The following is a 13,255-nucleotide window of genomic DNA, read 5'->3' as shown; positions in this document are numbered from 1 at the left end:
CGTCCTATCCCTTTTTCCTGGCCGCCGGTTTTTTGGCCGCAGCCGGTTTCTTGGCAGGCGCGGCCGCTTTGCGGAAGGGCTTCCTGGCGCCGTTGCCGCCCTTGGCTTCCTTTTCCGCAATGAGCGCCACCGCATCCTCGATCGTCACCGATTGCGGATCCTTGCCCTTCGGCAGCGTCGCATTGACCTTGCCGAAATTCACATAAGGCCCGTATTTGCCGTCGCGCACGACTATGTTGCCGCCGCCGGCAGGATGCTCGCCTAGTTCCTTGAGCGCAGCGGCTGTGCCGCCATTGCGGCCGCCTTTGCCCTTCAATTGCTTCTCGGCGATCACCGAGACGGCGCGATTGAGGCCGATCGAGAACACGTCCTCGATGCTGTCGAGATTGGCGTAGGTGCCGTCATGCAGCACGAACGGCCCGTAGCGCCCCAGCCCGGCCGAAATCATCTTGCCGGATTCCGGATGCTTGCCGACGTCGCGCGGCAGCGACAACAAGGCGAGCGCCTTTTCGTGATCGATCGAATCGACCGTCCAGCCCTTGGGCAGGCTGGAGCGCTTGGCATCCTTGCCGTCGCCGCGCTGGATATAGGGGCCGAACCGGCCATTGCGCAGCGTGATCTCCTCGGCGGTATAGGGGTCCTTGCCGAGCACTTTGGTGCCGTCTTCACCACCGCCGTTCTCGCCATTGGGATTGGCGGCGTCGCCGAGCTGGCGGGTGAAGGAGCATTCGGGATAGTTCGAACAGCCGACGAAGGCGCCGAACTTGCCGAGCTTCAGCGACAGGTTGCCGGTGCCGCATTTCGGACAGATGCGCGGGTTCGAACCGTCTTCCCGCGCGGGAAAGACCAGCGGCGCCAGTTCCTCATTCAATGCATCGAGGACGTCGGTGACGCGCAACTCCTTGATGTCGGCGACGGCGCCGGAAAAATCCTTCCAGAAATCGCGCAGCACGTCCTTCCATGCGAGCTTGCCGTCGGAAATCTCATCGAGCTTTTCCTCCAGCGAAGCGGTGAAGTCGTACTCGACATAACGCTCGAAGAAGCTTTCGAGGAAGGCCGACAATAGCCGGCCCTTGGCCTGCGGCACCAGCTTGCGCTTGTCGATGGTGACATAGTCACGATCCTCGAGCGTCTTCAGGATCGCCGTATAAGTCGACGGCCGGCCGATGCCCAACTCTTCCAGCTTCTTGATCAGCGAAGCTTCCGAATAACGCGGCGGCGGCTCGGTGGTGTGCTGGGTGGCGTTGATCGCCTCGCGTGTGAGCTGCTCGCCGGCACGAATCTCGGGCAGGCGGCGGCTTTCCTCGTCTTCCGAATCTTCTTCCTTGTGCTCGATGTAAGCGGCAAGGAAGCCGTCGAAGCGAACAACCGAGCCTACAGCACGAAGCTCGGCGGTGCGCGGGCCGTTGATGGCCTCGACCTCGACCGTGGTGCGCTCTATCTCGGCCGGCTGCATCTGGCTGGCGATGGCGCGTTTCCAGATCATCTCGTAAAGCCGCGCCTGGTCAGCGTCGAGATACTGCCTGACGGAAGCCGGCGTGCGCATGAAATCGGTCGGACGGATCGCTTCGTGCGCCTCCTGGGCATTCTTGGCCTTGGCGGAATAGTAGCGCGGCTTTTCAGGCAGGTATTTAGGGCCGAATTCCTTGGCAATCGCATCGCGCGCGGCAGAGATCGCCTCCGGCGCCATCTGCACGCCGTCGGTTCGCATGTAGGTGATCAGGCCGGTGGTCTCACCGCCGATCTCCATGCCCTCATAGAGCCGCTGAGCCACCTGCATGGTGCGGTTGGCCGAAAAGCCGAGGCCCGATGAGGCTGCCTGCTGCAGCGTCGAGGTGGTGAAGGGCGGCCCGGGATTGCGCTTGGTCGGCTTGGCTTCGACCGACGCCGCCTTGAAGCTGGCGCCTTCGAGCATCGCTTTGATGTCGTCGGCCTGCGCCTTGTTGGAAATGTCGAGCTTTTGCAGCTTCTTGCGCTCGAAGGCGGTCAGCCGCGCCTCGAAATTATCCTTGCGCGGCGTACCGAGAATGGCGGCGACCTGCCAGTATTCCTCGCGGATGAAGCGCTCGATCTCGGATTCGCGGTCGCAGACCAGACGCAGCGCCACCGACTGGACGCGGCCGGCGGAGCGGGCGCCGGGCAGCTTGCGCCACAGCACGGGCGACAGCGTGAAGCCGACCAGATAGTCGAGCGCACGGCGAGCGAGATAGGCATCGACCAGCGGCGCGTCGATCTGGCGCGGATTGGCCATCGCCTCCAGCACGGACGCCTTGGTGATGGCGTTGAAGACGACGCGGCTGACCGGCTTGTCCTTCAACGCGCGCTTTTGCTTCAGCACTTCCAGGACATGCCAGGAGATCGCTTCGCCCTCGCGGTCCGGATCGGTGGCGAGGATCAGCCCGTCGGCGTCCTTGACCGCCTTGGCGATATCGGCGAGACGCTTTCCAGACGCGGTGTCGACGGCCCAGGACATGGCAAAGTCCTCATCCGGACGCACCGAGCCATCTTTGGCCGGCAGATCGCGGACATGGCCGAACGAGGCCAGAACCTTGTAGTTCTTGCCGAGGTACTTGTTGATTGTCTTCGCCTTGGCCGGCGATTCGACGACGACGACGTCCATACGGTCTCATATCAGTTGTGATGCGGCAGAAGAATTCCGCTGCGCGCGACGAAATCTCGTTCAATGTGTCGCTCACATGGCCGCGCTTTTGCATCCGGTCAAGGCCAAGCAGTCAAAATGCGGCCCTGTACCGAATGCGCAACCCAACGGCGCGCCATGCGATTTCCGCAATCCTGGACGAGGGAAATGAGCAGCCTATCGCTGGACAAACCCGGCAATTGATCCTGGAGAACGGGACAAACTCTCCCGCGGATATAAGAGAAACATCGAGCACGCGCCAGCCCTGCTTGAACAGATGCTGTGAAGCGCGCAATCGGTAGCCCGGCATTTTGCTCGGACAGTCGCAAGGAAGTACCGTGCTGAAAAGCTGGCCGCCGGGGCGGTTGGGTCGAGTTCCCAGCGACCAGCCGTGTTGCTGCCTGTTACAGCCGATTAGAAGCTCAAGGCCTAGTCGGCCTTGGCGATATGCCAGACGCCGCCGACACCCTCGCCGGTCACGTCGCCGGCCTTCTTGTCCTTGATGAACGTGTAGAGCGGCTTACCTTCGTAGGCCCACATCCTGGTGCCGTCGGTGCGGTCGACGATCGTCCACTCGCCCTCGGCCTTGGCGTTGGCGTCAGCCTTCAGCGGCGGCCAATTGGCGGCGCATTTGTCGTAGCAGTTCGACTTGCCCGCCTCGTCCTTGTCGTAGGTGTAGAGCGTCATGCCGCTGGCGTCGGTGTAGATCTTGGTGCCGCCGACCTCCGCTTCCTTCCACGCCTCGGCAGCGAAGGATGCGGCAGTGCCGAGCAAAAGCGCGGCCATGCCAATTGCGATCGTTTTCATGGACTTCTCCCTGGGTCATTTCGAAAAGCGTGCGGAACAACGCAGTTTCGTTTGATCAACGCTGCCTGGCTGCCCTTTCTTCCCGGGCGGGCGCCGACTTGCTACCCAATGTGATGGGGCCACGCGATGGTGATTGGCGGACGGCTGTTGTCGCGGCTATATGGCTGCGCAGTCATCGGGAGACGGAAATGGCATTGGACGTCGGCTATGTCAGTGCGATCGGGGCGGGAGCAATTTCCTTCCTGTCCCCCTGCGTGCTGCCGCTGGTGCCGCCTTACCTGTGCTATATGGCCGGCGTGTCGGTCGACGATTTCCGCGGCGAGGCCGGCATTACGGCAAAGGCCGGCGCGCGAGGCGCGCTGATTAATTCCTCAATCGCCTTCGTGCTCGGCTTCTCGACCGTCTTCGTCGCGCTCGGCGCCGGCGCCTCGACCATCGGCCATTTGCTGCGAGTCTGGCAGGAGCCGCTGGCAATGGCGGCAGGCGTGCTGATCATCCTGATGGGGCTGAATTTCCTCGGCGTACTGCGCATCCCTTTGCTTTCACGCGAGGCGCGCTTCCAGTCACAAGGCAAGCCGGCCAGCCTGATCGCCGCTTACGTCATGGGCCTGGCCTTCGCCTTTGGCTGGACGCCCTGTATCGGCCCGGTGCTGGGGCCGATCCTGACGCTTGCCGGCGGCCGCGAGACGGTGGGCGAGGGCGCGCTGCTGCTCGCCGCCTATTCGCTCGGCCTCGGTATTCCCTTCCTCGTTGCGGCGCTGTTTTCAGGCGCCTTCATGCGCTTTCTCGGGAAATTCCGCGTCCATCTCGGCCGCGTCGAAAAGGCCATCGGCGCGTTGCTGGTGGTCGCCGGCGTGTTTTTCCTGACCGGCGGCGTGCAGGCGGTGTCCTATTGGTTGCTCGAGAATTTTCCGGTGCTGGGGCAATTGGGATAGGTTTGCCGCCCGACATGGGTCTGTTCAGCCTTCGAAATAGCCCGGCTGGTCGATATCAGCGATCAGCCCGGGTCCGCTCGGCTGCCACCCCAGCAGCGCCTGGGTCCGTTCGCTCGAGGTCGGAACATCCATCGCCGCGAACATAGCGAACCAGCCAAAATGATCGGCGGCTTCTTCCGCGGACTTGGCGACGACCGGCACATTCAGGCGCCGGCCGATCACGCCGGCGATGTCCTTGAACGGCACGCCTTCTTCGGCGATCGCGTGATATCGCCCGCCATCGGCTCCATGCTCGAGCGCAAGCCGGTAAACGCGGGCGGCATCGAACCGATGCACGGCAGGCCAGCGATTGAGCCCTTCGCCGATATAGGCCGACACGCCCTTGTTGCGAGCGAGGTCGATGAGAATAGGAACGAAGGCGTGGTCGCCCTTGCCATGGACCGACGGAGGAAGGCGCACAACCGACGCGCGCACCCCGCGTGCCGCCAGCGCGGCGGCTGTCGCTTCGGAGGCGCGGGGATACGAAGCGGAAGAGGGGACAGGCGCATCTTCCTCGGTCGCGATATGGCCCCGCGCCTGGAGCGCGGTTCCGGAGGTGACGAGCAGGGGCCGCTCGGAGCCTTCGAGTGCACCGCCCAAGGCCTCGATGGCGCGCCGGTCCATCTCGCAATTTTGCGCGAATTTCGAGAAGTCGTGGTTGAAGCCGGTATGGATCACTCCATCAGCTGCGGCTGCGCCCCTGCTGAGGCTTTCGAGGTCGTCGAGGTCACCTCGATGCACCTCGGCTCCGGTGGCTGCAAGCGACTTGGCCGACGCCGCCGAGCGGGCGAGGCCGAGCACCTGATGGCCGGCGCCGATGAGTTCTTGAACGACGGCAGAACCGACGAATCCGGTCGCTCCGGTAACGAAGACACGCATCACGACTTCTCCTTGTTCGTTTCTGACCACGACCATTTTCGCGGCTCAGTTGTGTCGTGATAGGCGCTTGAGAAAATACGATCTATGCGGTAAAGTCCGTATTATCTTCGCAATCGTCCGGAATGACCTGTGGATCCCCTTTCAGATGTGCTCTCGCTGCTGAAGCCGCGAAACTATATGTCGGCCGGTTTCGATGCTGGTGGTGAATGGTCGATCCAGTTCCCCGACCAGCAGCAAAGCATCAAGACCGGAGCGGTGGTCTCCGGCCGGTGCTGGCTGTCTGTGGAGGGCGTTGCTGACGCAGTGCGCCTTGAGACGGGAGACTGCTTCCTGCTGCCGAGTGGACGGCCTTTCCGCCTTGCAAGCGACATGAGCTTGACGCCTGTTGAAGCCGTCAAGATTTTTCCGCCTGCGCGAGCCGGCGGTGTCGTGACCCACAATGGCGGTGGTGATTTCTTTCTGGTCAGCAGCCGCTTCGCGCTTGGCGGCAATCATGCCGGCATGCTGTTGCGGATGCTGCCAGCCATTGTGCATATCCGCAAAGAGTCGGACCAGTCGGCGCTGCGCTGGTCTGTGGAGCGGATGATGCAGGAGCTGCGCGAGCCGCAGCCGGGCGGCTTTCTGATGATCCAGCACCTCGCCCACATGATGCTGGTTCAGGCGCTGCGGCTGCATCTTTCGGAAGGATTGAAAGGTGGCATCGGCTGGCTCTTTGCCCTCGCGGACAAACAGATCGGCGCGGCGATCAGCGCCATGCATGACGATCCGGCGCATGGCTGGACGCTACAGGAACTGGCGGAACGGGCCGGCATGTCGCGATCGACCTTTGCGCTCAGATTCAAGGAGACGGTTGGCGCGTCGCCGATGGACTATTTGACGCGCTGGCGAATGCTGCTGGCTGGCGACCGGCTGACGAATTCCAGCGATCCCGTCGCCGTCATAGCGCTTTCGCTCGGCTACGAATCCGAAAGCGCCTTCAGCACAGCCTTCAAGCGGGTCATGAACTGTTCGCCACGGCAATACGGCCGTGGCCGAGCCCCCAGCTTCGCATCACGCAACGAGGCGGAAGCCGCCTGAGCCGATCGGCTTGAGCGTGTCGCGGGTTGGAGGTTCCACCGTCTCACCGGAATTTAACCGCATTGGTGCAGCATGGCGCCGGTGCTACTAACGCTTCGATTCCAGACCCTTTCAACGGTTGCTGTCCCCATGAGCCAGAGATCCTGCCTGTCCATCATCCTCGCCGCCGGTGAAGGCACGCGCATGAAGAGTGCAGTGCCGAAAGTGCTGCACACAATCGCGGGCCTGCCGATGGTTGCCCATGTCGTCAAGGCGGCCGAAGCCGCCGGCAGCGGCGAATTGGCGCTGGTGATCGGCCATGGCGCCGATGAGATGCGCAAGGCTGCACTCAAGTTTGCGCCGAGGGCCGAGGCTTTCGTTCAGGAAAAACGTCTCGGCACCGCGCACGCCGTGCTTGCCGCACGTGCAGCAATATCAAAAGGTTATGACGATATCTTGGTGATGTTTGGCGACACGCCGTTGATCGATCCGCAAGCGCTCGCGGCGGCGAGGCTGAAGCTGGCGGAAGGTGCGGCCGTCGTCGTGGTCGGCTTCCGTACGGAAAATCCTTCGGGCTACGGCCGGCTTATCGAAAAGGCCGGCAAGCTCGTGGCCATCCGCGAGGAGAAGGACTGCTCGGACGAGGAGAAAAAGATCACCTTCTGCAATGGCGGGCTGATGGCGGTCGCCGGCAGGCACGCGCTGAAGCTGCTCGATCAAGTCGGCAGCAAGAACGCCAAGGGCGAGTATTATCTCACCGACATCGTCGAGATCGCCGCTGCCCAGGGATTTGATGTCGTCGCCACCGAAGCCAGTTTCGAGAACGCGCTCGGCATCAACAACCGTGCCGAGCTTGCCCAGGCGGAAGGTATCTGGCAGCAGCGCCGGCGGCGCGAGGCGATGCTTTCTGGCGTTACGCTGATCGCGCCCGAAACTGTGTTCTTCTCGCACGACACCGAGATCGGCGCCGATACGGTCGTCGAACCCAATGTCTGGTTCGGGCCGGGCGTGAAAATCGCGACGGGGGCCAAGATCCATGCCTTCAGCCATATCGAAGGCGCCACCATCGCGTCGAATTGCGATGTCGGGCCGTTCGCGCGGCTGCGGCCCGGGGCCGATCTGAGAACCAAGGCCAAGGTCGGCAATTTCTGCGAGGTCAAGCAGGCGATCGTCGAGGAGGGCGCGAAGGTCAACCATCTGACCTATATCGGCGATGCCCGCATCGGTGCCGGCGCCAATATCGGCGCCGGCACCATCACCTGCAATTATGACGGCTATTCGAAATTCTTCACCGATATCGGCGAGGGCGCCTTCATAGGCTCGAACTCCTCGCTGGTGGCGCCGGTGTCCATCGGCAAGGGCGGCTACATCGCCTCGGGCAGCGTCATTACCGAAAGCGTACCCGACGATGCGCTGGCTTTCGGCCGCGCCCGCCAGCGGACTCTACCCGGCAAGGGCAAGGAGTTGCGAGAGCGTTTTTCTCAGGCCGCGGCGGCCCGCAAAAAAGGGTAGACTAGCGGAACTCGGCGACAAGCTGGATTTCGCCAACAATTGCATCGTTGAAGGCCGACAGGTCTTCGGCCGGAATCCAGTATTCCAGATGCGCCCGGCTGCCGGCATGCTGGACGCTGTAACGGTCCAGAAAGCTGCGACTCACCTCGAAACGCGTCACGAAACCTGATCCGCTCGCGGGCACGTTCCAGTCTCGGGCGATCTGGGTGGCATAGGCCTCGCTGGTAACCGGATAGAAGATCGGCTGATCGGCAAGTCGAGGAGGAAAGGCGCGCATCCCTGCCCTCTGGATCAACTCCAGTTCGCGGGGACCAACCGGACGCCAAAGCGTCACCGTGTCAATTCGTTCGTTCATAGCCGCATCATGTCTTTGACTGATTTCTGGAGCCGTTGAGCCGAGATAGGATACATAAGCGGAGAAACTGAGCAATTGCAGTAACCGGATTGCAAGTGCGCCCTGTCATGGTGCATCTGTGCAGGATAGTCCGGCTGATACCGGACGAAATGGAATGTGATTTTTCGCGACAGCCCGGCAGTCTCTAAATAGCGCCGGGTTTGAGGTCGGAATCGGGGGCAAGCGCCATGTGCGGTATCGTTGGAATTGTCGGTGACTCGCCGGTCGCGCCGCTTATCGTCGATGCGCTGAAAAGGCTCGAATATCGCGGCTATGACTCGGCCGGCGTCGCCACGATCGAGCACGGCAGGCTTGACCGCCGCCGCGCCGAGGGCAAGCTGGTCAATCTCGAGCGCCTGCTGAAGGACGAACCGCTCGACGGCATGATCGGCATCGGCCACACGCGCTGGGCCACGCATGGCGTTCCGAACGAGAGTAATGCGCATCCGCATTTTTCCGACGGCGTCGCCATCGTCCATAACGGCATCATCGAGAATTTCGCCGAATTGCGCGACGAGCTGATGCGCGACGGCTACAGCTTCACCTCGCAGACCGATACCGAAGTCGTCGCGCATCTGGTGGCGCGCGAACTGGCCAGGGGGCTGAAGCCGGTTGAGGCGGCGCACAAGGCGCTGAAGCGGCTGGAAGGCGCCTTTGCGCTCGCCATCATGTTCAAGGGCGACGAGGATCTGATCGTCGGCGCGCGCAATGGCCCGCCGCTCGCGGTCGGTCATGGCGACGGCCAGATGTTCCTTGGCTCCGACGCCATTGCGCTTGCCCCTTTCACCAATTCGATCACCTATCTGGAAGACGGCGACTGGGCGGTGGTGCGCCGCAACGAGGTCGATATCTTCGACATGGGCGGCAACAAGGTCGACCGCAAACGCCAACAGTCGCTCAGCACGAGCTTCATGGTCGACAAAGGCAACCGCCGCCATTTCATGGAAAAGGAAATCCATGAGCAGCCGGAAGTGATCTCGCACACGCTGGCGCATTATGTTGATTTCGTCAGCGGCGTCTCGAAGCCGCTCGACCTGCCGTTCGATTTCGCCAAGATCGACCGGCTGGCGATCTCGGCCTGCGGCACCGCCTATCTCGCCGGGCTGATCAGCAAATACTGGTTCGAGCGCTATGCGCGGCTGCCGGTCGACATCGATGTCGCTTCGGAGTTCCGCTATCGCGAGATGCCGCTGTCGAAGAACGATGCCGCTTTCTTCATCTCGCAATCGGGTGAAACCGCCGACACGCTGGCATCGCTGCGCTACTGCCGCAAGGCTGGCATGAAGATCGGCGCGGTCGTCAATGTGCGCGAATCGACCATGGCGCGCGAATCCGACGTCATCCTGCCGACATTGGCCGGCCCGGAAATCGGCGTCGCTTCGACCAAGGCGTTCACCTGCCAGCTTTCCGTGCTGGCCTCGCTGGCGGTGCGGGCGGGCGTGGCGCGCGGAACGATTTCGCAGGAGCAGGAGAAAACGCTGATACGCGAGCTGTCGGAAGCGCCGCGTTATGCCAACCAGGTGCTAAAGCTCGACGGGCAGATTGAAAAGGTCGCGCGCGACCTCTCGCACTACAAAAACGTGCTTTATCTCGGCCGCGACACCAATTTTCCGCTGGCCATGGAAGGCGCGCTGAAGCTCAAGGAAATTTCCTATATCCATGCCGAAGGCTATGCTGCCGGCGAGTTGAAACACGGCCCGATCGCGCTGATCGACGAGAACATGCCCGTCATCGTCATCGCCCCGCATGACCGCATCTTCGAAAAGACCGTGTCGAACATGCAGGAGGTCGCGGCACGCGGCGGCAAGATCATCCTGATCACCGACAGCAAGGGCGCCGCACACGCTACGGTGAAGACGATGGAGACGATCGTTTTGCCGGACGTGCCGGAAATCATCTCGCCGATCATCTACGCGCTGCCGATCCAGATGCTCGCCTATTTCACCGCCGTGTTCATGGGCACGGATGTCGACCAGCCTCGCAACCTGGCGAAATCGGTAACGGTGGAATAGGTCTCGTTTAAAAACTTCGCCATTCCAAAGCGGCTTGGGGTTCAGTAGTGTCGCGCTGCAAACACACGCTGCGGTGAACCATGTCGGATGCTCTCAAGACCTCAGGCATGACCCGGCTGAGAAACTATTTCCTGACCGGCTTCGTCGTTTGCGCGCCGCTGGCGATTACTGCCTACATTGCTTGGTCGCTGATCGGCTGGGTCGATTCCTGGGTGAAACCCTACATTCCGGTACGCTACAATCCGGACACCTACCTGCCGTTTCCAGTGCCGGGTTTTGGGCTGATCGTTGCCTTGATCCTCATCACCTTCATCGGCTTTATGACCGCCAATATCGTTGGCCGCGCCATCGTCAATTTCGGCGAGCGCCTGCTTGGCCGCATGCCGCTGGTGCGCGGCATCTACCGTTCGCTGAAGCAGATTTTCGAGACCGTGCTGTCGAACAAGGGCGACATGTTCCGCCAGGTCGGGTTGGTCGAATATCCGCGCAAAGGGGTCTGGTCGCTGGTCTTCGTCGCCAGCGAGAAGGAAACCGAGATCAACCAGAAGCTCGACCGGGAAGGCGATCCGCTGATTGCCGTATTCATGCCATGTACGCCCAACCCGACGACGGGCTTTCTGATGTATGTGCCGAAATCCGACATTGTGCTGCTCGACATGACAATCGAGGACGGAGCCAAGCTGATCGTGTCGGCCGGCTTGGTGGCGCCGGCGGTCAAAATGGTGACGGTGAACGGCGAGCAGATCCACGGCGCGCTTGCCAATCCGCCGCTCGACACGATGCCTCAGCCGGCACGCAGGAGCCGCACGGCCTCGTCGCGGCCGAACAGATAGAGCAACAGGCGCAGCGCCGTGCCGCGTTCGGACTGCAGTTCCGGATCACGCGACAGGATCAGCCGCGCATCGTCGCGAGCGGCCTCGAGCAGGTCGGCATGCGCCTCGATGCGCGCCACCTGGAAGCCCGGCGTGCCGGACTGGCGGGTGCCGAGCAACTCGCCTTCGCCGCGCAGCTTCAGATCCTCTTCGGCGATACGGAAGCCGTCCTCGGTCTCGCGCATTACCGATAAACGGCGTTTTGCCGTCTCGCCGAGCGGATCCTTGTAGAGCAGCACGCACGATGAAGGCTTGTCGCCACGCCCGACCCGGCCGCGCAATTGGTGCAGTTGGGCGAGGCCAAAACGCTCGGCATGCTCGATGACCATGATTGTCGCGTCCGGCACATCGACGCCGACCTCGATGACGGTGGTGGCGATCAGGATACGGGTGTCGCCCTGCTTAAAGGCGCGCATCGCCTCGTCCTTGTCGGCGCCTTTCATGCGACCATGCACCAGGCCGACGCGGTCGCCGAACAGCGGCTTCAGCGAGGCAAAACGGTCCTCGGCCGACATCAGCTTGATCTCCTCGGATTCCTCAACCAGCGGACAGATCCAGTAGATTTTCTGGCCATCGGCGACGGCGTCGAGCATGCGTCCGATCAGTTCGTCGAGCCGTTCAAGCGGCAAGGTGACGGTGCGGATCGGCTGGCGGCCGGCCGGCTTTTCCGTCAGCTTCGACACATCCATGTCGCCGAATGCAGTCAGCACCAGCGTCCGCGGTATCGGCGTTGCCGTCATCACCAGCATGTCGGGCGCATCGCCCTTGGCGGTAATGGCAAGGCGCTGATGGACGCCGAAACGGTGCTGCTCGTCGACGACGGCGAACACGAGGTCACGGAACGTCACCGTTTCCTGGAACAGCGCATGGGTGCCGACGACGATGTCGATGTCACCATTGGCCAGCCCGGTCAGCGTGTCGGCACGCTCGCGGCCCTTTTCGCGACCTGTGAGGACGGCGACACGCAGGCCGGCCCGTTCCGCCAACGGCGCAATCGTTGCCAGATGCTGGCGCGCCAGGATTTCGGTCGGCGCCATCAATGCCGCCTGGCCGCCGGCCTCGACGGCACGCGCCATGGCAAGCAGCGCGACCACCGTCTTGCCGGAGCCGACATCGCCCTGCAAAAGGCGCAGCATGCGTTCGGGGTCACCGAGATCGGCGTTGATTTCGGCAAGCGCCATTTCCTGCGACATGGTCAGCGAATAGGGGAGTGCCACGCGCAGTTGTTCGACTATGCGGCCGTCGCCGACGAGTGGCCGGCCAGATAATCGGCGGACCTTGGCCCGCACCAGCGCCAGCGATACCTGGCCGGCCAAGAACTCGTCATAGGCAAGGCGCCGCCACGCTGCGCCGTCGACAGAGACGTCGATCGGGTCGGCAGGATTGTGGATGCGGTTGAGCGCATCGCTGAAAGCAGGAAAGGCATGGCGGCGCCGGAACTCACCGTCCTGCCATTCGGGCAGCACCGGCAGGCGGGCCAGCGCCTGGCCGATGGCCCGGCGCAGCACCTTGCCCGAGAGCCCGGCGGTCAGCGGATAGACCGGCTCGACCAGCGGCAGGTTTTCCGCGTCACCGGCAAGTGCGATATGGTCGGGGTGAACCATGGTCGGGCGGCCGTTGAACCATTCCATGCGGCCGGAGACGACGACATGCTCGCCTGCGGGCATTGCTTTTTCGAGATAGGCGGCATGGGCATGGAAGAAGGTCAGCGCGATCTCGCCGGTGTCGTCATGGGCGTAGACCCGGTACGGGACCGACCTGTTGCCGCGTGGCGGCGGCTGGTGGCGGTCGATGCGGACGTCGAGCGTAACGATGGCGCCTTCCGCCGAGCCGGCGATGCCCGGCCGGTTGCGGCGGTCGATGACAGTATGCGGCAGCACGAACAAGAGATCCCCGGCGCGCGCGGCCCGGTCGCCGAGGTCGGCTGCTACGACTTTTTCGATCAGGGCGCCAACTTTTGGCCCGACCCCGGCAAGCGAGGTGATCGGGACAAACAGCGGATCGAGGAGGGAGGGACGCATGATGTCAGCTTATGTTGCAGCGACTGTAGCGCAAGGCTGACACCGCCTTCTATCCACGCTATATGCGCCGCCTGGGCAAGGATGTTGCAA

10 protein-coding genes are annotated in these 13,255 nt (G+C 62.7%); 5 read left to right on the top strand and 5 right to left on the bottom strand.

What is annotated here, in order from left to right; genetic code table 11:
- Window positions 1–4: 4 nt before the first annotated feature.
- Window positions 5–2,620, bottom strand: a complete 2,616-nt coding sequence (gene topA / locus NKI41_RS11020; protein ID WP_352682939.1) for a type I DNA topoisomerase — start codon at window positions 2,618–2,620, stop codon at window positions 5–7.
- Window positions 2,621–3,067: 447 nt separating this feature from the next.
- The gene (locus NKI41_RS11015; protein WP_352471767.1) at window positions 3,068–3,445 is read right to left on the bottom strand and encodes a COG4315 family predicted lipoprotein; all 378 of its coding nucleotides are present in this window, start codon (window positions 3,443–3,445) and stop codon (window positions 3,068–3,070) included.
- 188 nt (window positions 3,446–3,633) lie between these two features.
- On the opposite strand from NKI41_RS11015, the gene NKI41_RS11010 reads away from it, so the two are divergent.
- Window positions 3,634–4,380 carry a cytochrome c biogenesis CcdA family protein gene (locus NKI41_RS11010; RefSeq protein ID WP_352471765.1) on the top strand — a complete coding sequence of 249 codons (747 nt, stop codon included), beginning with the start codon at window positions 3,634–3,636 and terminating at the stop codon, window positions 4,378–4,380.
- Between the two features lie 24 nt (window positions 4,381–4,404).
- On the opposite strand, the gene NKI41_RS11005 is transcribed toward NKI41_RS11010, so the two are convergent.
- Window positions 4,405–5,298 (bottom strand): SDR family oxidoreductase, encoded by an 894-nt coding sequence (locus tag NKI41_RS11005; RefSeq protein WP_352502463.1) that lies wholly within the window; start codon window positions 5,296–5,298, stop codon window positions 4,405–4,407.
- A gap of 129 nt (window positions 5,299–5,427) precedes the next feature.
- On the opposite strand from NKI41_RS11005, the gene NKI41_RS11000 reads away from it, so the two are divergent.
- Window positions 5,428–6,375: an AraC family transcriptional regulator gene (locus NKI41_RS11000; RefSeq protein ID WP_352502464.1), complete on the top strand. Its 948-nt coding sequence runs from the start codon at window positions 5,428–5,430 to the stop codon at window positions 6,373–6,375.
- Between the two features lie 129 nt (window positions 6,376–6,504).
- The gene (gene glmU, locus NKI41_RS10995) at window positions 6,505–7,866 is read left to right on the top strand and encodes a bifunctional UDP-N-acetylglucosamine diphosphorylase/glucosamine-1-phosphate N-acetyltransferase GlmU (RefSeq protein WP_352682937.1); all 1,362 of its coding nucleotides are present in this window, start codon (window positions 6,505–6,507) and stop codon (window positions 7,864–7,866) included.
- Between the two features lies 1 nt (window position 7,867).
- On the opposite strand, the gene NKI41_RS10990 is transcribed toward glmU, so the two are convergent.
- Window positions 7,868–8,221 (bottom strand): ADP-ribosylation/crystallin J1, encoded by a 354-nt coding sequence (locus NKI41_RS10990; RefSeq protein ID WP_352502466.1) that lies wholly within the window; start codon window positions 8,219–8,221, stop codon window positions 7,868–7,870.
- Window positions 8,222–8,448: 227 nt separating this feature from the next.
- Between NKI41_RS10990 and glmS the strand changes: the two genes are divergently transcribed.
- Window positions 8,449–10,272 carry a glutamine--fructose-6-phosphate transaminase (isomerizing) gene (glmS, locus tag NKI41_RS10985; protein ID WP_352682935.1) on the top strand — a complete coding sequence of 608 codons (1,824 nt, stop codon included), beginning with the start codon at window positions 8,449–8,451 and terminating at the stop codon, window positions 10,270–10,272.
- Between the two features lie 80 nt (window positions 10,273–10,352).
- Window positions 10,353–11,105 carry a DUF502 domain-containing protein gene (locus NKI41_RS10980; protein WP_023680026.1) on the top strand — a complete coding sequence of 251 codons (753 nt, stop codon included), beginning with the start codon at window positions 10,353–10,355 and terminating at the stop codon, window positions 11,103–11,105.
- Here the strand turns inward: NKI41_RS10980 and recG are convergent.
- Window positions 11,057–13,165 carry an ATP-dependent DNA helicase RecG gene (gene recG / locus NKI41_RS10975; protein WP_352682933.1) on the bottom strand — a complete coding sequence of 703 codons (2,109 nt, stop codon included), beginning with the start codon at window positions 13,163–13,165 and terminating at the stop codon, window positions 11,057–11,059. The genes NKI41_RS10980 and recG overlap by 49 nt on opposite strands.
- Between the last annotated feature and the right edge of the window lie 90 nt (window positions 13,166–13,255).

Origin of the sequence: Mesorhizobium sp. M0601 (assembly GCF_040320845.1) — a bacterium.
In the GTDB taxonomy this organism is placed as follows: domain Bacteria; phylum Pseudomonadota; class Alphaproteobacteria; order Rhizobiales; family Rhizobiaceae; genus Mesorhizobium.
Note: the sequence above shows the minus strand (reverse complement) of the source record. Positions and strands in the feature narration are given on the sequence as shown.

Excerpts from the sequence above, each read along its gene's own strand:
- topA (WP_352682939.1), bottom strand. The coding sequence starts at position 2,620 with ATGGACGTCGTCGTCGTCGAATCGCCGGCCAAGGCGAAGACAATCAAC.
- NKI41_RS11015 (WP_352471767.1), bottom strand. The coding sequence starts at position 3,445 with ATGAAAACGATCGCAATTGGCATGGCCGCGCTTTTGCTCGGCACTGCC.
- NKI41_RS11010 (WP_352471765.1), top strand. The coding sequence starts at position 3,634 with ATGGCATTGGACGTCGGCTATGTCAGTGCGATCGGGGCGGGAGCAATT.
- NKI41_RS11005 (WP_352502463.1), bottom strand. The coding sequence starts at position 5,298 with ATGCGTGTCTTCGTTACCGGAGCGACCGGATTCGTCGGTTCTGCCGTC.
- glmU (WP_352682937.1), top strand. The coding sequence starts at position 6,505 with ATGAGCCAGAGATCCTGCCTGTCCATCATCCTCGCCGCCGGTGAAGGC.
- NKI41_RS10990 (WP_352502466.1), bottom strand. The coding sequence starts at position 8,221 with ATGAACGAACGAATTGACACGGTGACGCTTTGGCGTCCGGTTGGTCCC.
- glmS (WP_352682935.1), top strand. The coding sequence starts at position 8,449 with ATGTGCGGTATCGTTGGAATTGTCGGTGACTCGCCGGTCGCGCCGCTT.
- NKI41_RS10980 (WP_023680026.1), top strand. The coding sequence starts at position 10,353 with ATGTCGGATGCTCTCAAGACCTCAGGCATGACCCGGCTGAGAAACTAT.
- recG (WP_352682933.1), bottom strand. The coding sequence starts at position 13,165 with ATGCGTCCCTCCCTCCTCGATCCGCTGTTTGTCCCGATCACCTCGCTT.